The sequence below is a fragment of the Chloroflexus sp. MS-G genome (assembly GCF_000735195.1).
GTDB lineage: Bacteria > Chloroflexota > Chloroflexia > Chloroflexales > Chloroflexaceae > Chloroflexus.
In genome coordinates this window covers 37,979-64,059 of the sequence record NZ_JPIM01000010.1, presented here as the reverse complement: position 1 = coordinate 64,059, position 26,081 = coordinate 37,979, and the positions used below count along the sequence as shown (strand labels likewise).

Below are 26,081 nucleotides of genomic sequence, written 5' to 3'. Positions count from 1 at the left end.
CTATGGAGGCCCAATATGCCATTCAATGCGCCGAGTCCATCCTCGAGTTCTGTCGTCATCAAATCGATTGACCGTGCCTCCATTGAGCAGGCTGTTGCCCACTACGCTGCCAGGTTGCGTGCCGAGCACGCGGAAATCGAACGTATTATCTGGTTTGGCTCCTGGGTGAACGGGATACCTACCCCTAAAAGTGATGTTGATCTATGCGTGATCGTCGCTTCGACAGATAAGGCTTTCCATGAACGAGCCGTCGATTTTTTGCCGGTTGGCTTTCCAGTGGGAATCGATCTGTTTGTTTATACATCAGAAGAGTTCGAGCGGTTGCGTAAAGAGCATCCCAGTTGGTATGAGAGTATTCAATCTGGGCGCGAGGTTGGGAACCCCGCAAAGGAGGATGGCGAGAGCTGAAAACCAATCATATGCAAGCGTAAGAAAGGAGGTTCAGCACCGTATAAACGAGCAGACTACACGTGCAAATGGAAGAAAGTAGGGGAGTAGTATCATTGAACCAATGCCGATGTCTGAGTTATTGATATGCCAAAATGTTCCCTCCCTTATCGTGTAGTACACGACTGAGACTCTTACCTCTCTGACTGTCCTCTTTCGGAGTCATTTCTATCGAGCGAAGAGATTGGTCTCGCCTTAGCATCGCTCTCTTTCGACTACAAAATCAAAAGAGAGTAGTGATGTGACCGCCTTCTCACACCGCCATGGGCTGTACTAAGTCGGGTGAGCATGTTTGTCGGATAGGCCATTCTCAAACCGGAGTAACAGCAATGGAAGATTGGATGATCTACGGCGCCAACGGTTACACCGGTCAACTGATTGCACGAGCAGCGGTACAGGCTGGTCTGCGCCCAAGATTAGCTGGCCGCAATGCGGTACAGATTACAGCTTTGGCGAATGAGTTGAACGTACCATTTACGATTTGTCGATTAGACAACGAAGCTGAATTGCATCGGGCGTTGCAGGGTATGCGTCTGGTTCTCCATTGTGCCGGACCATTTCAGGAAACCAGTGCACCAATGGTACGGGCGTGTTTGCAGTCTGGCGTGCACTATCTCGATATTACCGGTGAGATCAGTGTTTTCGAGGCAATCGCGCAGCAAGATCGTGCCGCTCGACAGGCTGGCGTAATGCTCATGCCCGGTGTCGGTTTTGATGTGGTTCCTTCAGACTGTCTATCTGCCCACTTAGCACGTCGGCTTCCAGGTGCAACCGAACTGACGCTAGCCTTTCGTGCACTTGGCAGTATCTCTCGTGGTACTGCGATCACGATGTTGACCATGGCAGGGCAAGGGTGCGAACGGCGTCAGGGCCGACTAGTAGCGACTCTACCGCTTCGTGATGTGCGAACGTTCGACTTTGGTCATGGCCCTCAGCCCTGTGTAAGCATCCCGTGGGGTGATGTCGCTACCGCGTACTATACGACCGGTATTCCCAACATAACGGTTTTCGTGGCCATCCCGCGTCGAATGTTGCCCTGGCTGGGAATAGTACGGACACTGTTGCCAATCCTACGACTCAGGCCTGTACGACACATACTGCGAGCCTGGTTTAGACGGACGCTTGAGGGACCAGACGAGACAACCCGTCGCACCGGGAAGAGCATCATCGCCGGTGAGGCAAGAGACGAGCGTGGGCAACGGGTAATGAGCCGTTTGGTTGGTCCCGAAGGCTACGCGCTCACGGTTATGACTGCCGTGCTTATCGTTCAGCGTGTGTTGAATGGGCAGATTGCAGCAGGATTTCATACACCGGGCGGGCTATATGGTCCAGACCTCATTTGTGAAGTACCAGGTGTAGCACGCTACGATGTAGAGAATAGTTCAGAGCGTGATCAGAAACAATGATCTTGGAGAGCCGACTCAGAACACTACGATGGAAGTATCTTGCAAAGGTAACACATGGTCGGCCCAGATCGCGTCGGATATGGATTTGTCGTATTGTCGTGTTGTAGATAGTCATTGCTAGTGACAATCAGTTCGACGAGAGTGAAAAAATCCTTTCACCCCCTATTGGCATCTCAGCCATACAGGTAATGAGGGTTGGACAACCAGGATCGACCATGATGATACGATCAAATTGACATCGCTACACCCTCGGCGATAGCATAATCCTGCTCCAAACCATCCCTTCCACGATACAGTAGAACACACCCGCACCGCTTCTTCGGAGAGACGCGGTGCGGCAAATAAGGCACTACGAGCGCATCAACAGCTCAGGTTTCTGATCGCGCTCTTGTAAACTATTCCTTCTCTACCGATTCGGCGATAGAGATGAACATAATTAGCGAGAAGCGCATTTCTCTCGGCAGCAGTACAATCGACCAGAGGCAGGAAGAAAAAGCTAGATACCTTTGCCAACTCTACATCACTGTCTGAAGAGTAGGCCGCAGCCCGGTGAAGTATCGTCTACGTGTACGTGCGTAAAGCTTGCGCGCTAGATACCCGCTCTACCTGCCACAACGCCGAACAATCTAACGACTCTTCAACTGACGCAGAAGCTGCTGCCGCTCTTCCGCCGTCACCAATCCAAAACTATCACCGCGATTGAGGTACACGATTTCCTCATTCTTGATCCCAACCACCAGATCGAGCATTCCATCACCATTCATATCGGTTAGACGCATCGTGACTGGCGTCAGGTTCTCATGCGCCCCAACAAGGTACGGACCTACAATGGTTCGTGTCTTAGTCACGTCACCTCCTGGAATCTCTAGAATGAGTACCTGACGATCAAGATTCATCGCGATTAAGCGTGTTGGACCAATAGTCTCTTCAGGACGACCAACTTCGGCGATCAGATGAAATGTGCGTGGCCGACCATACTGCCAGTCGTCGAGCAGTGTCTGACCCCAACTAATAAAAGCACTCACCAAAACGTATATAGCGAGAATTGCCAGCAGGCTGGTTACAATATAGGCAGAATTGCTGAGGGCCAGCTTGGGCATGGCAATTGAAGACATCCGACGTGGTGAGCGGATTTCACGACTGGTCACTGCCATTGCGGGCCTCCTCTCCAGAGAGTGTGTCTATAAAAATAGAACAAAGGTTCGATAGCTCACTTGTTCGGAATTATAGCAGAGGTATTGTTGACTGTCAAGAACTTTTGTGCTGCATAGGATTTTGCAAAGTTTTCAGTTTTCGGCAATACGTGATGCGCTAAAGCATGTCATGCTCCTGCTCACGACGAGCCCCGACCTGTACCGTTTCGCTGGCCTCTGGCCCGCGTCATACAGTATGCGGGGGTAACAATTGCACGCCTCATTAACACTTCATTGACCGATAGCCTTACTCATTCCATCACCTGAACAGACCAATTTGCAATAGTCGCCAACATATGTGACGGTGACAACTAACTGTTATTATCACCGTCTCAATGTCGAGAACTAGCGCCTGCGCATTGCCGCGATACTCTATCCGTTCATCGGTGCGTTAATCACGACAGAATTGAGAGTCATCTATGCAACGTCTAAGCGCCTGATCAAAAACGTTTCATCGGGCATGTACGGCGCCCGTGCGACTACAGCGTGAGAGGTTTTCAGCGTTCTTTCTCTCAGACCTACGTTCCTCCCCTCTTCCCTACAGGGAGAGGAGGAGGCCAGGGGGAAGGTGAGGGCCGCCAGGTGTGCTCCGCAGCACCGATGCCGACACTGTTGCAATATATTAGCGATGCGGCTATCGTCCTCTCCCAGCATCACTGCGTTCTTCGCAGCACGAAACGGAGACAACCGTCGCTGACCTGCATCTCCCTCTGTCTGCGACAGCCGGGTATCCTTCTCCCAAACTTATACGTTGGCGAACGGAATGCGGTGAACGGATGGGATCAGTGCGGCGTAGGAGTGGCACGATAAGACCCGGTTCCTCGTGCCAGAATTGGTATAAGCTCCACCAACCGCGGGCATGTGGTTATGGTAAAATGCAAGACGGTGATCATTATCAACAAAGCGTTTCCTGGTAAGTGCGGCTGGCGCCGTGCACGAATTTCCTCTCCTTGCCTCCTCTAACACGGCAGCAGGGGTTGAAGCCAGGAAATAAGTTCGCAACGTATAGACGCTCGCTCAGATATAGTGTAGTACCTGCCATATGTTGATTGAGTTGCAGATTCAGGATTTTGCAATTATTGACCGACTGCATCTGCGCTTTGAGCAGGGTTTTAACGTGCTGACCGGCGAGACCGGTGCCGGCAAATCGATTATTATCGATGCGCTCGGTACGTTGCGCGGTGAGCGCGTTGATGCGACATTCGTTCGGGCAGGGTCTACCCGTGCTCGTATTGAAGGCGTTTTTAGTCTCGATGATTGCCCGCAACTCATCCCATTGCTGAGCCAATACGATCTGCTCGATGAGGGCGATGATCAGCTCATTTTGACACGCGAGATTTCGGCTGAGTCGGGGCGTAGTGTCGCCCGTGTGAACGGACAGGCGGTAAACAGCGCAACGCTGCGCGAGATTGGTAGTCGATTGATTGATATCCATGGTCAACACGAGGGTCAATCGCTGTTTAATCCACGTACCCATCTTGATCTGCTTGATCGCTTCGGTGAACTGCTGCCCTTACGTCAGCAGGTGGCCGATCAACTTGCTGCATTGCGCAGAGTTCAGGCACAGTTAGCCGATTTACGCGCCGGTGAAGCGCGTCGGCAAGCTCGCATTGAAGAGTTGCAACTGTTACGTGAGGATGTTATTGCTGCAAAAATCAAGCCCGGTGAAGAGGAAGAACTTCTTCGCGAACGCAGTATTGTCCAGAACGCAGCACGCATTGCAACCCTGGCAGAAGACGCCTATCGAGCGCTTTATAGTGGTGAGGGTGGACGTGGAGGGCGTCCGGCAACCGAGGCGATGGCGCTGGCTGTGAGTGCGCTTAATGAGCTGAGCCGTTTTGATGACCGGGCTGAGCCTATCGCCCGGCAAGCTGCCGAACTGCACTATCAGCTTGAAGACCTGGTTGTTGCCTTGCGCCGGTATCGCTCGAACCTTGAAGTTGATCCACATCGGCTTGATGCGATTGAAGATCGGCTGACTGTTTTGCGCAATTTGCAGCGTAAGTATGGGGTTGATCTGGCGACGTTGATCGAGCGGGCAGCGAACGCTGAACACGAGATTGAGCAATTGAGCAATAGTGCATCTCAGATCGCAGCGTTGGAACAACAAGAACGAGTATTGTTAGACGAGCTGGCCCGTTGTGCCGGTGAACTCTCACAACAACGAAAACGAGTCGGTGAAGAACTGAGCCGGCAAATCAGTATTGCCATGAACGATCTGGCAATGCCAAATATCCGTTTTGCAGTGCAATTTACCTGGGAAGATGATCCTGACGGGCCGCTGATTCATGATCGACGCCTGGCATGCGACCGTACCGGCGTTGATCGGGTTGAATTTCTAATTTCGCCGAACCCCGGTGAACCGCTGAAACCACTGGCGCGGATCGCGTCGGGTGGTGAAAGTGCCCGTCTGTTGTTGGCGCTCAAATCGATTTTGTCACAAGTTGATGATGTGCCGACGCTGGTCTTCGATGAGATCGATGTTGGTGTCGGTGGCCGTGCCGGTCACGTGGTTGGTCAAAAATTGTGGTTCATCAGTCAACGTCATCAGGTGTTGTGCATTACGCATTTGCCCCAGGTAGCAGCTTTTGCTCATGCCCATTATCACATTCGCAAAGAAGTTGTTGATGGCCGCACACGTACCAGTGTTGAGCGCTTGTCGCCTGAGCAGCGGGTTGAAGAGATTGCCGCCATGCTCGACGGTACTCCTGGCGATCACAGTCGGGCTAATGCTCGTCAGATCCTCGAACGAGCGCAAGCCTGGAAGTTGCATCGTCAGGCAGAACTTACCCGGTCGTGATGTTGCACCATACAGAAGTTCCCTCGTTCATGACTCTCCGGTACGGCCACGTTATAGTGTTGGAACAGAGAGGTTGTTGGAATCGATATGTCCTCACAACATACAATCAGCCGCTGGAGTGCTCGTATCGTCGAGGCGAGCTGGTTGCTTGCTCTCACGTTTATACCAATCTATTTCAATCTCTATTCGGCTCGTCATTTTGAACCTGATAAGGCTGCTGTTTTACGTTCACTGGCCCTTGTCGGTGCTGCGGCGGCGCTGATCTGGTTGCTCAGTCGGGTCGATCAACGTTCTACCGCGACGCAGCGGATTGGTTGGGATTGGGCAACCCTCCGCAAACATCCTCTATTCTGGCCGATCACCGGTTATACGACGATCTTTATTGTTACGACTATCACCTCGGTAACACCGGCTACCAGTCTGTGGGGGTCTTATCAGCGAATGCAGGGACTGTACACGTTTCTGTCGTATCTCGTATTTGCTCTGCTGATTGCAACAACCCTGCGTTCTCCTGCTCAACGCGAGCGCTTTATTTCGCTCAATCTGTCTACTGCAACGGTGGTTGCTCTTTACGGCATTATGCAGCACTACCAGCTCGATCCGTTGCCATGGCGAGGTGACGTTATCTCGCGTGTTGCCTCAACGTTGGGGAATTCAATTTTTGTTGCTGCATACTTGATTATGATCGTCCCACTGGCGCTTTACCGGTTATTCGCTGCCCTGGCAGCGATACGGACAGCGCCAGTTCCGACTCAGCCATCTGCCGAGTGGCGTTGGGCGATCATCCGCGTGCTCTTGTGGCTAGCCGGCGCTTTGCTCATTCTGGCAACGGTCAAGTTCAGTGTAGCAGTCCGAACAGTGGATTTCCGGTACTGGTGGTGTTTTCCAGGCGCTATTTTCTGTGCATCGGCACTTTGGTGGCTGCTGACTGTATCGGGTAGCTCTGCTCTTCCGCGCTGGCCCCTTGTGCTGACCCTAATCTACCTGCTCGGCTTTGGTATTGCGTTTGCGGTCAATGCAGCTAGCGGTATTCAGCAGGTTGCTGCGGCTGAGGTTGCGGCCAATGCCCTCGATTGGTGGCTCTGGTTAATACTGGCTGTTGTGGCATTGGTCGGTGCCTACGGCCTGAGTATGCTTGGGAGAGCACCGCAAGAGCCATCACGTCTTACCTGGCAACTCCGAGCGACAGGCAGTACAATCGTGCTCGGACTGATACTGACCACGATCTTTTTCAGTCAGAGCCGTGGCCCGTGGATCGGGTTGGGCGCCGGTCTCTTTCTATTCATTTCGCTGGCCCTCTGGTTTGGAAAACAACGCTTCGCCGCCGATGGTGATCAGCGCAACAGTCGTCGGTTGGGGCAACTGTTAGCAGGTTGGGTCGCAATAACGCTGACGGTTGGTGGGTTCTTGATCGTGTTTAATGTGTCAGACGCCCCCTTCTTCCATCGGCTACGTGATGTTCCCTACATCGGTCGGATGGGTCGGTTGCTTGAGATTGAGAGCGGTACCGGCCTGGTGCGACGGCTGATCTGGTTTGGTGATGAACACGCTGGCGGTACGCTTGCGCTGATCACGAGTGACCCTCTACGGCTCTTCATCGGTTGGGGGCCGGAAAGTATGTTCGTAGCGTTCAATCGCTTTTATCCACCATCGCTGGCGAATGTCGAGGCGCGCGGTGCTTCCCCTGATCGCTCGCATCAGGCTCTCCTCGATGAAGTTGTAACCAAAGGTTTACTTGGCCTAGCAATGTATCTCTGGGTGATTGGCAGTCTGACCATGTATTGCCTGCATCAATTACGGACCGCAACAAGCTGGCGTCATCAACTGCTCGTTATTGCAATTCTTAGCGCAGTGACGGCACACCTGGTTGAAGGGTTGACCGGTATCCCGATTGTTGCCACCCTGATGATGTTCTGGATGTTGCTGGGCCTGAGTGTCGCCGTAGCCCATATGGAGAGCGTGCAGCCATCGGTAACGATTACCGAACCGCAAACGATACCGGCAAAGCCGACCGGACGCCAAGCCGCTCGTCGCAATCCGCCACGCCCTGCATCGCGACAGGCTGATAAAAGTATGCTTGGGGTTGCTAGCTTGATTGGATTGTGTACCACTGCTCTCATCTGGTGGCTGAACCTGCAACCGATTTATGCCGATATGCGTTTTCAGCAGGCCCAAAGTTATGCCGATCAGGGTCAAGGGTCAGCGCAAACATTGCTGGCAGCTCTAAACGAATACATTGGAACGATCCGGGCTAATCCGAGTGAGGATTTTTACTATCTTCATCTCACCCGTACTCTTATGACGCTAGCAAATACGCTGCGTGCGCAAGGGGGTGCGCTTGGTGATGCCGGTCAGGTTCACCTCGATACACTCCTCCAGCTTGACGGGATTCCGGCAGTTACGGCCTTCGTCCAACGTTCATCACCGATACGTCTGCTGGCCTATGCTGAAGCTGCTTTGTTACGCGCTCACCAGATCAGTCCGTTGAATAAAGATCACTACGCAAACCTGGGTCGCGTTAATACCTTTTGGTACGGCTGGACGGGTGACGTGCAACGGCTGTATACAGCACTCCAATGGTATGAACGGGTCGCCACGATTGCACCTCGTGATGTAACCTTGATAAACGAGCGGGCTGGCGTTCTGATGCAATTGGCCGAATACGCTACTACCAGCGGTGATGCTCATCAGGCAGGTACCTTTTTTCAGCAAGCCGATGAGCTGTTGCAGACCTCAGCCCAACTTGATCCACGCTACGGTGATACAGCACTACGACGTGGTGACCTAATACGCTTCCGTACCGGCGATCTTGATGCAGCAACGACCTTCTACGTACAGGCAATCGAACGTTCACCGCAGCAGGTGGTAGACAACCTCGATCGCATTGCCAGAGCTTTGAGCAGTCGCCCTGATTTGCTGAGTCAACTGCGTCGCGCATTTGCGGTGCAGGCTGAACGTGCTGAACAAACTCTAGCCGATGTCAAAGGGAAACCAGAACGGGCCATTGAGATACCGACGCTGGTAGATCAGGCTGGCAGATTATACGCGGCTGTGGCCCACCTGGCAGTTCAGGCTGGCGATATTGCCGGCGCGGTAGAGCCATACGCCCGAGCGGTGGCGATTCAGCCCGAAAACGTTGCGCTCAGTCAACAATACACGCTGGTATTGAGCGAGACACTTCAGTATGACGCCGCTATCGCTGAAACCCAACGCATGTTAGCAGTACTTAGAAACAGAGGCCGTACCGGTGAAGTAGCACAGGTGGAGCAGTTGAAAGCAGTGTTGGAACAAGTCCGCCGCTAGTCGGTACCACACTGGTTATTAGCTGGGTTAGCAGGGTTATTGGAACATCATCAATGCACTGGGAATGTATGCTATGGCAAACATTGCCTTGATCTTGGTAGCGGCGCTTACCTTCTCGATCCTGGTTACGCCAATTGCGCGGCGAACCGCCCTACGTAGTGGACTTATTGCAATCCCACGCAGTCGCGACAGTCACACGACACCGATCCCTCTTCTTGGTGGGGCGGCAATCTACACTGCATTTGTTGCTGCACTGCTGTTATTCGGTGATCTGGCTCATATTCGTGAACTGATTGGGATTTTGCTCGGCGCTACGATTGTCTCACTCTTTGGTTTAGCTGATGATCGGTGGGGCATGCCGGCAATAATCAAACTCGGCGGTCAGATGTTGGCTGCAACGGTCTTACTCCTCGCCGGCACTCAGGTACAACTCTTGCCGTGGCCTGCTCTTAACTGGGCCTTGACCTTGCTATGGGTCGTTGTCATTACCAATGCCATCAACTTTCTCGACAACATGGATGGGCTTTCAGGTGGAGTGGCTACTATTGCGGCTGCTTTTTTTCTGCTCCTGGCGGCTATGAATCAACCGCGGCAGGTATTAGTCGGCGCAATGGCTGCTGCTCTGATTGGTGCCTGTATCGGATTTTTACGCTACAATTTCAACCCCGCCAGTATCTTTATGGGTGATACCGGTAGTCTCTTTATCGGCTTCATTCTAGCAGCACTAGCGATCAAACTGCGCTTTCTCAACAACATTCCGCTGGTAACCTGGCTGGTACCGGTCTGCGTCCTGGGTTTACCACTCTTCGATCTGGCCCTGGTCTTCGTTGCTCGTGTTCGCCGTGGGGTAAATCCCTTTACTACGGCCGGTAAAGACCATCTTTCACACCGCCTCCACGCATTAGGAATGACAAAGCGCGAAGCGGTTCTGACCTGCTATCTACTGGCAGGTGCCAGCGGCTTAATTGGCGTATACATTACCCAGGCCCGCCCTTCAGAAGCGTACCTCGTTTTCGCTGGTCTCCTGATCGTGGCCCTTGCCGGGATTGTCTGGCTCGAACGAGTGTGTCCTTCAGGCCAGCCACGTCAGCACCAAACGGACTAAGAGCCTATACGGAATACCCTGTGTCGCAGAAGAAGATCGGTTGGGGCGCAGCGGCACTGCGCCCGTACATCTATCAGGTTTCATCCGCTGTACTGTGAGGTTCAGATAGGCTCTAAATAAGTCGGGGGCGGGTTCTGAAACCCGCCCCCTTCACCGTTATCGCTCACCAGCCGTCCAGGCCTCGTACAACTCGTCTTTGCTCTTCAAGCCGAGTCGTGGCAAGGCGTGATTGACTACATACGTAGCTGCGGTGTGGCGATTTTCCCACATTGCCTGATGTGCTTCGGGCAACTTATCCCACGGCACCACCGCCGGTTCGGTGATTGTCAACAGACCAGCGCTAATCTCATCGTTGAGGCGCAAGACCTCGTAAGCGTTCGAGAGATGGGTGCCGAAGATTTGCGCAGTTGGCATATAGATGCGGCGTTGTCGCACCCAGATTTGGGGCGCGAAGAAGGAGTAGCGTCGCCCACCAATATCCTCGAAGTAGACGATCCGACCGGTGAAGGGCTTAATCAGCATTGCGCTCACGGCCAGCGCATCGTGATCTGCCCGTTCGATGATCAGATCGGGATAGCCGCGAGGATTATCGGCACTGCGCAAGAACGTGCCAACCGCACTACCGAGCGGCTTGAAGACCAGATCGTTAAAGCGACGCACCGCCTCTTTCAAACCTTGCGGGTCCTGACGAGCATTGGGCAGTGGCGGCATTGTGCGCGGCCACTCGAACTCATCGCCAAAGCGACGTTTGAGTTCGGCTAGGCTTACCACTCCCCGGAGCGCAGCACCGAACCCAAGCGACAGGATGAACTCGCGTTGCGCATCGTTTACCGTAACCACGACAATCCGTGCGCCCAGGAGACGTGCCGCCTCGATGGCTTCCAGACCACCGGCATCGACCAAATCGTCGCCGCCGACACCGTAATAGATGAGCACGGCCTCACCGGCACGCAGATTGGCTCGCCGCAACATCTCGGTTGGCGAAGCGGCGCCCGGTTTACCGAGGAAGGTAAAGTGATAGCCGCTCGTGGCACCGTAGAAGGTCAGCGTCGGAATATGTCCATCGTGCGGCTCACCGAGCAGTTGGAAACTCCGCGGGAATGCCGTCTCACCAGCATGAGAAACTACGTAATCGGCCAGGCGACCGTTGTTCTGCGCACGGAACATCTCGAGCAATGGCTGGCCAGCGGCCTCCCACTCTGCCCAGGCTGCCGGGTCTTCCGGTACACGGGTAAAGCAATTCGCTACCGACGGATCCTTACGATTGATCGCGCCATGGGCGCCCGCTGCAAGGAGAGTCGCTGCGCGTTCCGCCGAACTGACCATACCGATCACGCGCAGGCCGTTGCGTGCTGCCGACCGGGCGGCATCCAGACCGGTACCGGTAGCGGCACCTTCGATAAAGATCGTCCGGCCAGCCTGAATACGCAGCGTGGTAAAGAGCGCCCGGTAGATCGTACCCAGGTTAAGGATATAGCTTCCCGCCGCTTCAATGCTCATATCGGTAGGAATCGCGAGACATTGTGGCGCTTGCGCCAGCATAAATTGCTGGTGTGAACCATCCGGTGTATCATTCCCCTGGATCACGAAGTCGGCTGCCATGGGATCAAGTCCCATCATCGGTGACAACAGATCCGACTGACCAGAGTAGATGGCAACCAGATCGCCCACCTTTAGCCGCCCCTCGCGTCGCGCCTCCTCACCAAGGGCGACGATCAGACCGATGCCACCCGAACCGGTAACGTGCCAGTCGCGGTCGTGTTCATCAAACCGCGAGACCGGAATACCGGTAATTGCCCAGATGTCGTTGAAGTTTACCTCTGAGGCCAGGACGTAGATGAGGGCCTGATTCGCACGAGGTCGTTCCACCGGCACGATAATCTGTTTTTCGGCCACTATCGGATCGCCGTGTGCAGCAGCACCGGTTTCAGGATCACGAATGACCGCCTGCGCATATTGCCACTTCGGAATCCGATCAACACCGGGGAAGAAAGGCGAACCGATCGGTAAAAGTTCTTTTTGTTCGAGCAAGATTCGCTCCTGTTCAGGCGTGATCAACGGTCGGCGTGTCGGCAGCGGTGCACTCTGGCGATCAAGGAACTCACGGATACCACGCTTACCGCCGTTCGGGTCAACTACCGCTTCGGCAAAGAGCTTCGCTTCGTGTTCAAGACCTGCCTCGAAGCCGTGAATAAAGCCATAGCGGATCGCTTCCAAAGCGCGATGCAAAGCTGCATCACGCCCGACGCTATGCGCCTGCTTGATGATGCGTTCAATCCGTGGATGGGCGATAATCGAGCGCAGTTCATCGTCAGCGAAGCGGGGATTGGGCTTGCGCCACTCTTCGAGTTGTTCTTGACGATGGCGGAACGCCTGCGTGACGGCAGCCGTATCGATCAACTGCCCATCAGCGCCAATCGCGGCGCGGGCCAGCTCGCAGGCCAGTGAAAGTGCATCTTGATCGCCAGTAGCGACCGCATCGATCAAGCCCAATTCCAACGCTTCGTCGGCCGGTACACTCCGTCCACCCAGGATCATCTCAAGCGCACGTAAGAGACCGGTACCGTTGTTCCGCTTGTACAGCAACCGTGGCAGACGCTGAGTACCGCCATAGCCCGGCAGCAAGCGCAGATTAATCTCTGGTTGACCAAACTCGGCGTAAACATCGGCCACGCGATAGTGACAGGCCATGGCGAACTCAAGCCCACCACCTAGCGCTACGCCGTTGATTGCCGCGATGCACGGCTTGTTCATCCGTTCGATCTTACGGAAGGCGAGGTGCGCATTGTTGGGTAGGGCCATCGCCTCTTCGACCGTGTGAATCTCTTCGAGTAACTGGCGAATATCAGCCCCGGCGACGAAACTCTTGGCGCCCTGGCCGGTAAAGACGATTGCTGCTACGTCGTTCCGTCGGGCAAGGTGATCAACAATCGTATTCAACTCATCGAGGGCGCGCTCATTCAGTGCATTAACCGGTGGATTGGTCACCGTCACGACGGCCAGCTTACCGGCGCTGGCTGTCGGTGGATGGTACTCGATGCGGAAATAGCGGTAGCGTTCGATGATCTGCTGCTCTTCCGCCATGCGCTGCTTTCGTTTCCACTCGGCAATCTTTGTGGCAATCTCTTCTAGCACCTCTGGGTTTCGCAGCGTTGTCGTATCACCGAGTGGTTCGTCGAGCATCATATTGCGCAGGAAGCGACGCATATATTTGCCACTGCGCGTTTCGGGGAAAGCACTCACTTCAATGTAATCTTCGGGAACGCTCACCGCACCCTTCTCGGTGCGCACCAACTCATCGAGCCGCCGACGGTCAGCACCGGTAAGATGCCGACCGGGCGCAGGCTGAATAAAGGCCACCGGTGTCAAGCCCTTCTCGCGGTGTGGTGCACCAACCACAATACAATTACCTACCGGCGAATCGGGCGTAATCTGGCGATCACGCAAGATTGCCCCTTCGATCTCTTCCGTGCCCATTCGGTGACCAGACACGTTGATTACGTCGTCTGAACGACCGTGGAGGGTGAAGCTACCGTCAGGATACTTCATAGCGAAATCGCCCTGAATATAGCCCCATTCACCATTCGGTCCGCGGCGCCAGTAGGTCTTGATAAAGCGTTCGGCATCTCCCTTCCACGCCGTTAGTGGGATTTCTCCCCGCAAGTATGCTTCAAAGCCGGGTACATCGCCCCAGATCGTGCGGGTTAGGTAAGGATACGGCGCAGTGATGACAATTTCGCCCTTTTCTTCAAAATCGGCTACTCGATACCGAACGTTCCCACTCTCGTCGGTTTCAGCTACCCACACATCACCGGCGATCCAGGGTAACGGATATGTGTGAGCATCAGGGCGCAACGGAAAGTCTTGATTACCGTAGAAGTGTGTCCAGACGATACCACCGTGCTCGGTGGCCCAGTACGAATTAATGTACTGCGGGGTCATAATCTGCATTCCAAATTGCTGCACCGCCGGGCTAACCGGTTCAGCACAGAAGGTGGCAACCCGCAGTGAGTGCATATCGTACATGCGCACGTCTTCGATATTTTGCGGGTTAGACATCACCGTCTTGAGGAACGTGACACCCGCCTTAAAAATCTGGACACCGTAGCGTTCAATGATACTAGCGTAGCGTCCGGCAGAGGGGAAGAGCGGCGATCCCTCGGCGATCACACCCGTCAAGCGACCGGCCATAGTTGCCGTCAGCATGTAGCTCTGACCGGTGATCCAACCCGGATCGGCGATCACGTAGATAGTATCGCCCGGCTCGGCATCAAAACTGACCCGCAAGGTGTGGACCACGCCTGCCACATACCCACCATGCACGTGGATCACGCCTTTGGGTTTACCGGTGCTACCGGAGGTGTAAATGATAAACATCGGATACTCGGCATCAACCGGCTCGCAGGGAATACTGGCATAGAGGGCAGGTACAAGCTTGTCATCGGGCAGATTGAGTAAATCAGCCTCAGAGTGGACATCAAAACCGGCAGCACGGGCATTAGCCAGAATCTTCTCTAGCGCGGCATCGAGCAGTTCATGGCTCCACCGGTCACGGCTTGCATTCCACAGAATTTCCTGGCCGGTATGGCGCACTACCACAACCGCATCGACCCGTGGCGGAGACTCAACTAACGCCTGTGCCAGCGTGGTGCGTATCTTCGCCTGCACGGCAGCATCGAGATCGCGCAATTTTGCCAGCGCTGCGCCAACTCCGCGCATCACATCCGAACGCTCAACGGTAATCTCGCCGGCCAGTGCCGCATCAACTTCGCTGACGATTGTCTGACGCTGATCATCGTTCAGCGGTAGCGTTGTCAGCGTGTCGATTACAATCTGCCGGGCTGTTTCAACCGGGATGTACTTGTCGAGCGCCTGATCGGTGTACGCTTCTTTGTATGGAACAACCTGCGCATTGCGATAAGCACCGTCAGAGGTGATGACAACCCGTGCACCCGCATTATGAATACGATCTGACAGAGTTTTATCTGAGAAACCACCAAATACCGGTGTATATAAGATACCCAGTCGTTTCGCCGCTTCGGTATAATAAATCTGCGGCATAATGTTTGGCATATTGAGCGCGATCCGATCGCCCTTCTTCAGACCTAAATCGCGCAATACCTGGGCAGCCTTCACAACTTCAACCAGCAGGCGCCGTCGAGTGATCGTTTCTTGCACCACCGGGCCGCCACGACCATTGTTGAGCGAGTTATCCCAACGATCGCCCTCAAAGTAGTATGCAACCTCGTCGCCGCAACCGAGCATGACATGCCGGTCAACCTCATTGAAACAGGCATTGGTCAGTCCGCCGATGAACCAGCGGTAGAACGGTGCTTCACTGTCATCAAACGCCTTTTGCCAAGGCTGATAATCGACCGGGTAATCGACCGCAACCGGCGCACCGGTGGCAGCGTCAAGCCCTTCCCAGCGTTGGATTTCTTCGTTAAACCGAATCCAACGGTTGTGTTGCGGATCGTACCAGTGAATGACCGTACGAGCAATCGCGCCATGAAAGGCGCCGGGATCGGCCAGCGCAGCAGCACGCTGAGCTTCCCAATCTTGACGATTCCGAATTGGATTAGAACGGGGCGCCCGTGATGGGGCGGGGGGCGCAGTGTCGATCATCGACAGTCCTCCTTGACGCAAACGCTACCATACCAGATCAGTTGTGATATAGATAACAAGGGGTACACTATATAGCCTACAGTGCATAACGCAATTCGTCAAGACCTCAACAATTGAGAATTGTTCACTATTTGCCCAGATAATGTCTTGCAATTGCCGATCCGCCAGTTGTCGGTTCAGATCAAATATTGCTTGAACATATGCAATCCATACATAGGACACATCACTGTCTGCCACAGTGACCATTGCCCATCCAAACCTGATCTAGCTAACATCTCGAGGTGGTATACTGCTCATATCATCCAGGTCAGAATCACGAACGGGTCAGAGTTACGAACCTCGCTATGCCAGGTTTAGCCGTTCACTGCTTAGATAGAGACTAAATCCATGCCCTTTCAGGTAAATATTGACGAGCAATTGATCATCGAGGGAACCAGTTATTACGTCTGTGCCCATCCGGCCATCCCTGGTTACCCCTTCATCCAGGAGGGGCAATCCAGCCGCGTTGTGCAATTGCGCAGTACTAGTGGTTTTGTTGCCTTGAAGGTGCAATCACAGCTTCGTGATCAGGCCCTTTGCACCCATGCGTTGCAGCTTCAACCACTTAGTGCGATTCCCGGTTTACAAGCAGCACGCCGCCTTGTTCTTACCGCTGCCGATCAACCCGCCCTGATCAGAACCTATCCCGAACTCGAATACGCTATTCTGATGCCGTGGGTTCATGGGCCGCCTTGGCAAGAACTGATACGCTATCGTCGTCCACTCACGCCATCACAATGCCTGAACCTTGCCCATGCTCTGGCCGATGTTCTGGTTAACCTCGAGCAGCGAGGACTGGTACACGGTGATCTGCAATCGGCCAATGTTATGCTGCCTGGCCTGATCGATCTGGGGGCTGCGGCATCTGTTGCACTGGTTGATCTTGAAACGGTGCACGGCGCAGGCGTGTTACGGTTACCACTGCCGCCACCAGTTAGCCCCTATCTGCATCCTGCACCTGCACAAGGGTTAATGGCCGACCGCTTCAGTGGTGCACTCTTGATCTTGGAATTACTCGGTTGGTGTGATGAAAACGTGCGCAACGCTGCGGCTGATAACAGCTTTTTTTCTGCCGCTGACCTGCTGCAACCGACCGAACGCTACCACATTCTCCGCGAGGCATTAGCCAGACGGTGGGGGCTAGGCCCGGCGCAAATGCTTGATCGTCTCTGGCAGAGCACCAGCCCGTCGATGTGCCCTCCATTGAAAGATTGGCAGGCCATTTTGCCCTCACCAACAATGGCTCCGGTTGAGGAGCCATCGCCGTCGTTGCCAACACCATCTTTACCTGACCCGGTTGCGCAGCTCATGACCAGGGCCTCTACGTTATACGATCAGGGTCAACCGTATCAAGCGTTGAATGAGTATCGCAGTGCGCTTGAACGATTGCCAGCCCATGATCCGCGTGTCGGCGAGGTCATGCAAACTATCGACACCCTTGAACGACAGCTCTCACAATCGACGATCACGAAACAGCGTTCTGATCTGAACATGGCAGTTCCGGTCGGTATTGGCGTCGTCATCATTGTCTTGCTTGCTTTGGCATCTGCAATTGGGTTGAATCGTGTCCCCCCATCAGACCTTGTTGTCACATCTCCTACAGCGGTTGTTGAACCGGCAACACCGCTGGTAACACCATCGCCAACGCCGACAATGACCCCCAGCCCCTTGCCATCACCATCTCCGGTACTCGCATTTCGCGTTGATCGGATCATGCCAACCGAACTCTTCACCGGAGCAATACCTCTTGAATTTACCGTGCAGGGCGCAGGATTATCAACGGTACGCACGGCAACCCTTCGTGCGGCTGGCTACGAGCCGATTGCATTGACAATCATTGCCGGTAGTAGCGATAGTGAATTACGCCTGCGTCTTGCAAACTTGAAAACATCCCTCGCTGGGGCAATTCCGTTCACCCTCGAACTGAACGGTACACCGGTGCCTGGTGCGGCGGTGACCCTGCGTGATTTCGTCAGTATCCGAACTGTTGCCGGTGTGCGCGCAGAATATCGCTATACCGGTCGGATTGAAGAAGATGGTCAGGGTCTGTTCTCCCGTCTGTATGCTGAACCGGTAGCTACCAGTAGCCTAACCGATCCAATTCGGAATGGTGATGAAGTAGAAGTCTTGAGTGATCAACCCGCAGGCTGGTATCGGATACGGATTCGTACCAGCAGCGATCAAAACCTGGCAGGACGTAGTGGCTATATTGAACGATGGTTGATCGACAACATCGATGTTCCACCGCCACCGACGCCAACTGTTCCACCTGAACCTCCCCGGTTACGATTCAGGAAGCTAAGTGAGACTGAAGATTCACGCTGTGTGCTCATTCAGATTAGAGGTGTTGATACAAGTGGCTGGAGCGTTTCAGTAGATGGTCTGCGACTCGGCGCAGTTTTCGATGCGAGTGGTGATGCCCGTATTTGCGGCTTACGCCCACGCCAAGAAGTGACATTTACTGTGCGCGACGAGCAGGGTGCACCGGTTCGTGGTGGTGTCGGTGTCCCTACTCGTGGCAATGATGTGATGTTCGCCGAATGGCGCTGAGTAGTTACACTCCTCTTCACACGAGATGGCTGTAATCTGCGTGTGGTTCATCCGCAGGTGGATTAAGCTTTGCGGTAAGTATTTCTTCCAGCACTGAAGCGGCAATCGGTAATAGTGGTACCAGACTGAGATTGTAACGTTCGCCAGCATCACCTTGTAGGCGGAGCACTCGTCGTCCTAAAAAGATCAAGGCTGGCAGTAATGCCGGAAGCACCGCCAGTACAATCCCACGTGGCAACCAGCGTTCACGTGGTAACTGACCGATCAGGGCCTGCCCAATGGTAACAACCATCATCGTGTTGAACAGTAATCGTGTGTGCTCTGCGGTACTCTCATTCCGTAAACTCAGATAAGGAATCTTTGGCCAAAATTGTCGTGAATTACCATGTAAAATGATCATCACGACAACATTGGCGATAACAAAACCAAGACTGCGCACGATCCGTTTGCCCATACGATCACTCCTCTAGTGATAACGCACCACGTTCCTCGATTAATCATAGCATCTTACAATGACAACGAGAATAGTTACACGCCCAGGGCAAGATGTCTGTTATCGAATTTATACCGTGAATTGTCTCTCGTTCTCCGCCATGTTTGACGAGGCAGGCAGCTCGGAGTATAGTACACGCAGAACGATACGCACAAGGTGCGACCATCGTTCTCTAGCAATGCACATAACATTAGTACACTGAGCTGGTTATGTCATTTGCCTCTGCGGGCAAGACGCTCGTGACCTCAATTGTACATGGATTATTCTGTACGTCGCTCTAAGGCAGCAGTCATTCATCCCCCTGCGCTGACCGCGGGGGTTTTTTGTAATCAGTACCGGAGGAGGTTTGCATGGGTATCGCTTGGGAAGAAAAATTTGCGCGTGAAGGGCTGACCTTTGATGACGTTCTCCTTATTCCAGCCGAATCCGATGTTTTGCCGGCCACTGTCGATGTCTCAACCTGGCTTACCCGTAACATTCGCCTCAACATACCGATCGTGAGCGCTGCAATGGATACAGTCACCGAACATCGGTTGGCCATTGCTCTTGCCCGTGAAGGCGGCATTGGCATTATCCACAAAAATATGCCGATTGCCAACCAGGCCGAGATGGTGCGCAAAGTAAAACGTTCGGAGAGTGGTATGATCACCGATCCGATTACCCTACCACCCGACCGTACTGTTGGCGATGCCCTCGATCTAATGGCAGAATACAAAATTTCCGGCGTTCCCGTCACAACCCCTGATGGCGATCTCGTCGGTATCATCACCAACCGCGATTTACGTTTTGAGACCGACCGTAACCGTCCGATTCGCGATCTGATGACATCACGGAACCTGGTAACGGTTCCTGAAGGGACGACACTTGAAGAGGCGAAGGAGGTATTACACCGGCACCGGATCGAGAAGGTATTGGTCGTCGATCAACGAGGCAAACTGAGCGGCATGATTACCGTCAAAGACATTATGAAGCGGATCGAGTATCCAAACGCCTGCAAAGATGATATGGGACGGCTGCGCGTTGGCGCAGCCGTTGGCGTCAGTGGCGATTATATCGAACGCGCAACTGAGCTGGTACGCGCCGGGGTTGATGTCTTAGTGATCGATACCGCTCACGGCCACTCGCGTGGTGTGCTCGATGCCGTAGTCAAATTACGGGAATTGTTCCCTCAGATTCAGCTTATTGGCGGGAATGTTTCAACTGCCGCTGCTACCATCGCCCTGATCGAGCGTGGGGTGGATGGAGTGAAAGTTGGGCAGGGTCCTGGTTCGATCTGTACCACGCGCGTTGTCACCGGCGCCGGTATGCCTCAGATTACGGCTATTTTTGACTGTGCCCGCGCCGCTGAACCATACGGTATTCCGATTATTGCCGATGGCGGTATTAAGTATTCAGGTGATATTCCTAAAGCAATTGCCGCCGGTGCTCATAGCGTTATGATCGGATCGATTTTCGCCGGTACCGAAGAGAGTCCCGGTGAACTGATCCTCTACGAAGGTCGGAGCTATAAGAGTTATCGCGGCATGGGGAGCATCGGGGCGATGCAACGCGGCGGTGGTGATCGCTATTTCCAGACCAATGTTACCGAGGCCCGCAAGCTGGTAGCTGAGGGGATTGAGGGTATGGTACCGTTCAAAGGGCCACTGAGCGATACCGTTTATCAGTTAGTCGGCGGCTTGCGTGCAGGAATGGGGTATGTTGGCGCAGCTAATATTGAAGCGCTGCGGCGCAATGCACGCTTTATCCGTATTACCACTGCCGGTCAGATTGAGAGCCATCCGCACGATGTCATTATTACGAAACAGGCACCAAACTATGGTGGTCGACAGTAGGTAGATCGACTGGATTTGCTCACAACCTGCTCTTCCCCTTCCTCTCGTGCGAGAGGAAGGGGCACATGCCGAACGATGAGCAACTGGCAGAAAAGTAGCACTCGGCAGGACACTGCTCTCTCAGAGCGAATCTTTGACTTGCCTTTAGCATTCGTGTAACGTCAGTACAGGAAACATTCGTGTCTATGCACACCTCTACCATTCCACCAGAATTTGCCGATCTTGTGGCCCCAATGCGGTCGGCCCACGAACGCATCCTGGCCGATTTGCAACACTATCAGCTCATCCCCCCACCACTACCATCTCTCCCTCCGGCCCGTCCACGCGGTGTTGCTGCTGCCCGTGCGTACCCAATGCAGGGTGTGCTCAAATATCACGGGCTGAGTGATTGGGCACAGCGTATTGCCTTTTTGCCATCGATCTCACTTAACAATGCTGCTGCCCACACAACGACTCTGGTCGAGTTCGATCCTGCCTTACCGGTTGATAGTGCTGTTATCGGCGGTATTCCGGCCCAGGGACGTGAACTTGAGCGGGTAGTAACAGTGCTCGATGCCGTACGATCACTGGCCGGTATCACCAGCCATGCCCGTGTTGTTTCGCGGAATGTGCTACGCACGCGGGTGGCCGGTAAGGGTCTGGGAACCAGTGCGTCGGCAGCGGCAGCGCTAGCTTGTGCCGCCGTGGGTGCGATCTTCGGCCCAGAACTGGCCGGTCATACTCGTTTTCTCTCCACCCTGGCTCGCCTGCTAGCCGGTTCCGGCTGTCGTAGCGCTGCCGGCGGATTGGCACTCTGGCTTAGCTATCCTGGCATTCCTCCTGCCGAAAGCTACGCCGTGCGCCTCGATCAGCACCACGAACTTGATAATATCGCGTTAATCACCGTACCTATCGATTCGCGGATCGGCTTGAAAACCGAACAGGCGCATCATGATGCGCCGCATAGTATCTTCTTCCGCGCCTGGATGTTGGCGCGTGGCGATGAAGTCCGTGAGTGTATTGGTGCGGTACGACGGGGCGATTGGAAAACCATCGGTCAACTCGCCGAACTCGATAGCATGCGTCTCCATGGCGTGACGATGTCGGGGTCGCGCGAGCAGCGCATTATTGGCTGGGAACCGGAAAACATTACTCTATTCCGGCTGTGCAACGATCTGCGTGCACGCGGGATACCGGTTTATGCCAGTACCGATACTGGCCCGACGGTGGTCTTCATAACCGAACGTGAGTACGTGCCCGCTGTGATCACTGCCGTCACTGATCTCGGTCTGGGATTAGAAACGGTCACAGCTCCAATTGGTGGTCCGGCTTATCTCATTTCGGTCGAAGAGGCACTTGCTGAGTTGTGAGTGCATAAATATAGTCGAGCACTTATCGTTGCATCGTAGGGGCGGGTGCCCGACCCGCCCGGCACGACGTGCGTATAAGGCTCGACAACGGGGATTGGGCAACTTCTCGCTGCGGAACAAAAGCTCTGTCAGATTACACCAAGTTGTAACCGACGATGGTTCTCGTTTTCAATGGTCAACAACCGACAACAATAAACACGAGATCGTTTACGTTCGTACCAGTTGGGCCAGGACGGAGCAAGTCATCTAATGCCGCAAAAAAGGGATAGGCATCGTTTCGCCGCAAATGATCAACCGGGTCATACCCTAACGCTCTGGCGCGTCTCACCGTTGCCCCGGTTGCCACTGCCCCAGCAGCATCGGTTGGCCCATCACCACCATCAGTTGCCAGCGCGATCACTGCCGCATGCTCAAGTCCATCTAGCGCAATTGCTGCACTCAGCGCTAACTCTTGGTTACGCCCACCTCGCCCTGTTCCGCGCAGCGTTACTGTCGTTTCGCCACCGGCAATAAGACATGCTGGGGCAGGTAGTGGTTGATGAGACGTTACAATCTCGCGAGCAATTGCCGACAGCACCTGACCAACCTCACGGGCTTCTCCCTCTAAAAAGGTTGTCAAGATCATCGTATGAAATCCAGCCGTCTGTGCTGCTGCTAGCGCTGCCTGTGCGGCCTGAGCATTACTGCCGATCAAGACGTTCTGAACCTTGCTTAAGAGGGGATCGTTCGGTTTGAGGGTTTCAGGGTGGTCGCCGCGTGCACCCGCCGCGAGATAAGCCAAAATAGCCGGTGGGCAGCGGTTACGCAATTCGTATCGTTCGATCACGGCCAGCGCTTCGGCAAACGTCGTCGGATCGGCGACCGTCGGCCCGGAGGCAATGACTTCCAACGGACTACCAACCACATCGGAGAGGATCAGAGTGACGAGAGTCGCCGGCGCTGCCATTCGTACCAATCCGCCACCCTTGATCTGATCGAGATGTTTCCGGATCGTGTTGATCGCGCCGATTGGCGCTCCACAGGCGAGCAATTCGGTGGTAAGCTGCTGAATATCGGCCAGTGTTACCCCTGTCACCGGCAGATTGAGCAATGCCGATCCACCCCCTGAAATCAGCGCCACCACCAGATCGCGTTCGGATGCCTGAGCCAGCAGCGTTGCAATGCGTTGACCGGCAAGCACGCTCCGTTCATCGGGTGTTGGATGTGCAGCGCGCATCAGGGTAACACCGGGAATCTCCGGTAGCGGGGCACCATCGTCCTTCACCACTACAATCCCGCCGCTCAGTCGATCCCCCAACACCTGTGCTGCCGCCTGCGCCATTGCCGAACCTGCCTTACCCGCGCCAACCAGCCAGACCCGGTCGAACGCTCGCAGGTCGTAACGCCGCTCACCAACCAGCAACCACTCACCCTCGCGACGGAGCGTGGCAATGGTTGCCTGGGCCGGATCAACCGCTGCCAATGCTGCTGCCATCATGTGGGTAACTGCCGCACCCCATGGCGCAGAACGCAGCGACGCCGTCCACAATCGTTCAGACATTGAAGAGGAAATGGCAGATGTCTCCATCTTGAATAATGTACTGCTTGCCTTCCATCCGAACCAGACCGGCTTTTTTTGCCTCGTTCATGCCGCCAGCAGCAATCAGATCGCTGTACGCCACAATTTCGGCCCGAATAAATCCGCGTTGAATATCAGAATGGATCACGCCTGCTGCCTCTACGGCTGGCGTTCCTCGTGGAACAGGCCAGGCGCGTACTTCATCAGGCCCGGCAGTGAGAAAACTGACCAGTCCAAGCAACGCATAACTTGCAGCAATCACCCGGTCACGGGCCGGCGCCGTGATCCCCAGATCATCCATGAACACCCGTGCTTCGGTATCATCAAGCTGGGCTAACTCAGCCTCGATTTTACCGCACAACGGCTCGACAGCACTACGCGGGTGAGGATAGGCAATCTGCGGTGGATGGGCAATGTCGGCTTCCCCGATATTGGGCGCAATCAGCATCGGCTTGGCCGTGAGAAACTGATACCCACGGATCATCCGCGCTTCGTCTTCGGTTAATTCAAGCGCCCGAATTGGCGTTTCTGCTTCGAGCGCTTCACGTAACCGCTGCAACAGGTCTCGTTCGGCAGTACGCAACTCCTTCTCTTTTGCCGGTAATTTGGGAATCTCAGCATTCAGTCGGTTCAGGCGTCGTTCGATAATGCCCAAATCGGAAAAAGCCAATTCAAGATCGACAGCCGCAATATCACGCTGTGGATCAATTGAACCATTTGGATGCGGCACTGTCGGATCATCAAAAGCGCGCACAACATGTAGGAGAGCGTCAGCCGAAGCAATATAATTAAGCAATACCGGCGGTAACCCACCACCAGCCCGCCCGCTTCCACTCAAACCGCCAATATCGACATATTGGACATCAGCATACGTAATTTTCCGCGGCTTAAACATCTTTGCCAATACTTCTAACCGCGGATCAGGCACCTTCACTGTTGCCAGGTTTGGTTCTAGCTGACCTGAAGAATAGGCCGCAGTCTCGGCGTGACCTCGCGTCAAGGCATTGAAAACTGTCGTTTTGCCACTATTTGGCAGACCGATAATTGCTATTTTCATCGCACGTCCTCCGTGCTACGCATCTCATTGTTGCACACTATACCATAATTTATCGGCCGGCCGCAGCAAGATACGAAGAGCCGTAAGTCAGGGAATGGCTCTTCAACCTGTCGCTTGCTCTCCCTTCCTCTAGCCTTGCGGGAGGGCTCGCCTCGCTTTCTCGTCCGTTGGAGGCAATGATTGCGCATGCTCCCTCTTCCTTCCGCTGTGAGAGAAGAGCAGGAGGGGTGAAAGTGCGAGGAGTCAGTCACTCGTCGAGTACAAGCTCTAAAAAAACCTCTACACCCGCGTAAGGAGGTCCGCTTCTACCGAGATGGAGTTGTCACGCAAAGACCAGAAAGAACATTTCCTTGCACTATTTGTCACAAGATTGCACGCTCATTGCACAAAAAATTGTGATATGATTAGAAAAGAAGGTGATCGCCACAGGTAAACCTGTGACCCAGGCGGCAATGTGACAACGTGACTAGAATGAGGGGTTATGCAAAATATGCAAAAACCTGTCACTTAAACCACGCTATCTATTTCGCGTTTTTGGCATCCTGTACGGCAAAAGTAGAGGAACTTGCGTCCTGGTATTTGACGCAAAAGCAAAACGGTTCTATAATACCGATTAGGTGACATCGTGCAGTTCGCTTCCTGGATAGGGTAATGCAACATGGCACAGATTTTTCCCCGTAACGCCAACCTGCTGGCTCGTTTGAGCATCTTTGCGCTCGTCTTGCTCGTCGTTGAAGGGATTCTCATTCTCGGTGTCTACTTCCGGTCGAACTACTTCCGACAGGTTAATGTCGCGATTGAGCAGCCAGTGGCGTTTAGCCACCAACTACACGTAAATGTGATTGGCATAGACTGTCGTTACTGCCATACGTCAGTCGATCAGTCGTACTTTGCCAACATTCCGGCAACTGAAACCTGCATGACCTGCCATTCCCAAATCAAGACCTATAGCCCACTGCTTGAAAAGGTGCGCGAGAGTTACGCCACCGGTAAGCCGATCGAGTGGGTAAAGGTGTATGACCTGCCTAATTTTGTGTATTTCAACCACTCAATCCACGTCAACAAAGGGATTGGCTGTTCAACGTGCCACGGTCAGGTCAATAACATGCCGGTGGTCTGGCAGCAACAGGCTCTCTATATGGGCTGGTGTCTAAACTGCCACCGAAATCCTAAGCTGTATGTTCGCCCACGTGAAGAAGTCTACAACATGGACTATGTACCACCGGCGAACCAATTGGAGATCGGTCGACAATTAGTGGAAGAATACGGCATTATGCCGCCAGAACAGCTAACGAACTGTTATGTGTGCCATCGCTAATTCGCC

The 26,081-nt window shown here is 54.1% G+C and carries 14 protein-coding genes; 9 read left to right on the top strand and 5 right to left on the bottom strand.

Annotated features, from left to right (window positions below; all coding sequences use genetic code 11):
• The coding region (locus tag JE47_RS0103260) for a nucleotidyltransferase domain-containing protein (protein WP_330216969.1) at positions 1-408 on the top strand (408 nt) is incomplete at its 5' end.
• A gap of 368 nt (positions 409-776) precedes the next feature.
• Positions 777-1,853 (top strand): saccharopine dehydrogenase family protein, encoded by a 1,077-nt coding sequence (locus JE47_RS0103255; protein ID WP_031458375.1) that lies wholly within the window; start codon positions 777-779, stop codon positions 1,851-1,853.
• Positions 1,854-2,479: 626 nt separating this feature from the next.
• On the opposite strand, the gene JE47_RS0103250 is transcribed toward JE47_RS0103255, so the two are convergent.
• Positions 2,480-3,007: an FG-GAP repeat domain-containing protein gene (locus JE47_RS0103250; RefSeq protein ID WP_031458374.1), complete on the bottom strand. Its 528-nt coding sequence runs from the start codon at positions 3,005-3,007 to the stop codon at positions 2,480-2,482.
• 1,081 nt (positions 3,008-4,088) lie between these two features.
• On the opposite strand from JE47_RS0103250, the gene recN reads away from it, so the two are divergent.
• From recN to JE47_RS0103235, 3 genes are all read left to right on the top strand, one after another.
• Positions 4,089-5,846: a DNA repair protein RecN gene (recN, locus tag JE47_RS0103245; protein WP_031458373.1), complete on the top strand. Its 1,758-nt coding sequence runs from the start codon at positions 4,089-4,091 to the stop codon at positions 5,844-5,846.
• Positions 5,847-5,933: 87 nt separating this feature from the next.
• Positions 5,934-9,149, top strand: coding sequence for a hypothetical protein (locus tag JE47_RS0103240; protein ID WP_031458372.1), 3,216 nt, complete (start codon positions 5,934-5,936; stop codon positions 9,147-9,149).
• A 73-nt stretch (positions 9,150-9,222) separates the two neighbouring features.
• A complete protein-coding gene (locus JE47_RS0103235) occupies positions 9,223-10,254 on the top strand; it encodes an MraY family glycosyltransferase (RefSeq protein WP_031458371.1) in 1,032 nt (343 codons plus the stop codon).
• A 156-nt stretch (positions 10,255-10,410) separates the two neighbouring features.
• Here the strand turns inward: JE47_RS0103235 and pcs are convergent, their stop codons facing one another.
• Positions 10,411-15,879, bottom strand: a complete 5,469-nt coding sequence (gene pcs, locus JE47_RS0103230) for a propionyl-CoA synthase subunit Pcs (protein ID WP_031458370.1) — start codon at positions 15,877-15,879, stop codon at positions 10,411-10,413.
• A 387-nt stretch (positions 15,880-16,266) separates the two neighbouring features.
• On the opposite strand from pcs, the gene JE47_RS0103220 reads away from it, so the two are divergent.
• Positions 16,267-18,468, top strand: coding sequence for a serine/threonine protein phosphatase (locus JE47_RS0103220; RefSeq protein WP_031458368.1), 2,202 nt, complete (start codon positions 16,267-16,269; stop codon positions 18,466-18,468).
• A gap of 16 nt (positions 18,469-18,484) precedes the next feature.
• Here the strand turns inward: JE47_RS0103220 and JE47_RS0103215 are convergent, their stop codons facing one another.
• A complete protein-coding gene (locus tag JE47_RS0103215; RefSeq protein ID WP_031458367.1) occupies positions 18,485-18,922 on the bottom strand; it encodes a hypothetical protein in 438 nt (145 codons plus the stop codon).
• Between the two features lie 389 nt (positions 18,923-19,311).
• Here JE47_RS0103215 and guaB point away from each other — a divergent pair, with 389 nt between their 5' ends.
• Positions 19,312-20,793: an IMP dehydrogenase gene (guaB, locus tag JE47_RS0103210; RefSeq protein ID WP_031458366.1), complete on the top strand. Its 1,482-nt coding sequence runs from the start codon at positions 19,312-19,314 to the stop codon at positions 20,791-20,793.
• Between the two features lie 185 nt (positions 20,794-20,978).
• On the top strand, positions 20,979-22,142 hold the full coding sequence (locus tag JE47_RS0103205; protein WP_031458365.1) for a diphosphomevalonate/mevalonate 3,5-bisphosphate decarboxylase family protein: 1,164 nt from the start codon (positions 20,979-20,981) through the stop codon (positions 22,140-22,142).
• A gap of 175 nt (positions 22,143-22,317) precedes the next feature.
• Here JE47_RS0103205 and JE47_RS0103200 read toward each other — a convergent pair whose 3' ends face one another.
• Complete coding sequence (locus JE47_RS0103200) at positions 22,318-23,682, bottom strand: glycerate kinase type-2 family protein (protein WP_031458364.1); 1,365 nt, start codon at positions 23,680-23,682, stop codon at positions 22,318-22,320.
• Positions 23,675-24,757, bottom strand: a complete 1,083-nt coding sequence (gene ychF, locus JE47_RS0103195; RefSeq protein ID WP_031458363.1) for a redox-regulated ATPase YchF — start codon at positions 24,755-24,757, stop codon at positions 23,675-23,677. The genes JE47_RS0103200 and ychF overlap by 8 nt, the downstream gene beginning before the upstream one ends.
• A gap of 658 nt (positions 24,758-25,415) precedes the next feature.
• On the opposite strand from ychF, the gene JE47_RS0103190 reads away from it, so the two are divergent.
• Complete coding sequence (locus tag JE47_RS0103190; protein ID WP_031458362.1) at positions 25,416-26,075, top strand: cytochrome c3 family protein; 660 nt, start codon at positions 25,416-25,418, stop codon at positions 26,073-26,075.
• The last annotated feature ends 6 nt before the right edge of the window (positions 26,076-26,081 follow it).

Bases quoted from the DNA above. Each gene is read 5' to 3' on its own strand.
- JE47_RS0103255 (WP_031458375.1), top strand. From the start codon at position 777: ATGGAAGATTGGATGATCTACGGCGCCAACGGTTACACCGGTCAACTG.
- JE47_RS0103250 (WP_031458374.1), bottom strand. From the start codon at position 3,007: ATGGCAGTGACCAGTCGTGAAATCCGCTCACCACGTCGGATGTCTTCA.
- recN (WP_031458373.1), top strand. From the start codon at position 4,089: ATGTTGATTGAGTTGCAGATTCAGGATTTTGCAATTATTGACCGACTG.
- JE47_RS0103240 (WP_031458372.1), top strand. From the start codon at position 5,934: ATGTCCTCACAACATACAATCAGCCGCTGGAGTGCTCGTATCGTCGAG.
- JE47_RS0103235 (WP_031458371.1), top strand. From the start codon at position 9,223: ATGGCAAACATTGCCTTGATCTTGGTAGCGGCGCTTACCTTCTCGATC.
- pcs (WP_031458370.1), bottom strand. From the start codon at position 15,879: ATGATCGACACTGCGCCCCCCGCCCCATCACGGGCGCCCCGTTCTAAT.
- JE47_RS0103220 (WP_031458368.1), top strand. From the start codon at position 16,267: ATGCCCTTTCAGGTAAATATTGACGAGCAATTGATCATCGAGGGAACC.
- JE47_RS0103215 (WP_031458367.1), bottom strand. From the start codon at position 18,922: ATGGGCAAACGGATCGTGCGCAGTCTTGGTTTTGTTATCGCCAATGTT.
- guaB (WP_031458366.1), top strand. From the start codon at position 19,312: ATGGGTATCGCTTGGGAAGAAAAATTTGCGCGTGAAGGGCTGACCTTT.
- JE47_RS0103205 (WP_031458365.1), top strand. From the start codon at position 20,979: ATGCACACCTCTACCATTCCACCAGAATTTGCCGATCTTGTGGCCCCA.
- JE47_RS0103200 (WP_031458364.1), bottom strand. From the start codon at position 23,682: ATGTCTGAACGATTGTGGACGGCGTCGCTGCGTTCTGCGCCATGGGGT.
- ychF (WP_031458363.1), bottom strand. From the start codon at position 24,757: ATGAAAATAGCAATTATCGGTCTGCCAAATAGTGGCAAAACGACAGTT.
- JE47_RS0103190 (WP_031458362.1), top strand. From the start codon at position 25,416: ATGGCACAGATTTTTCCCCGTAACGCCAACCTGCTGGCTCGTTTGAGC.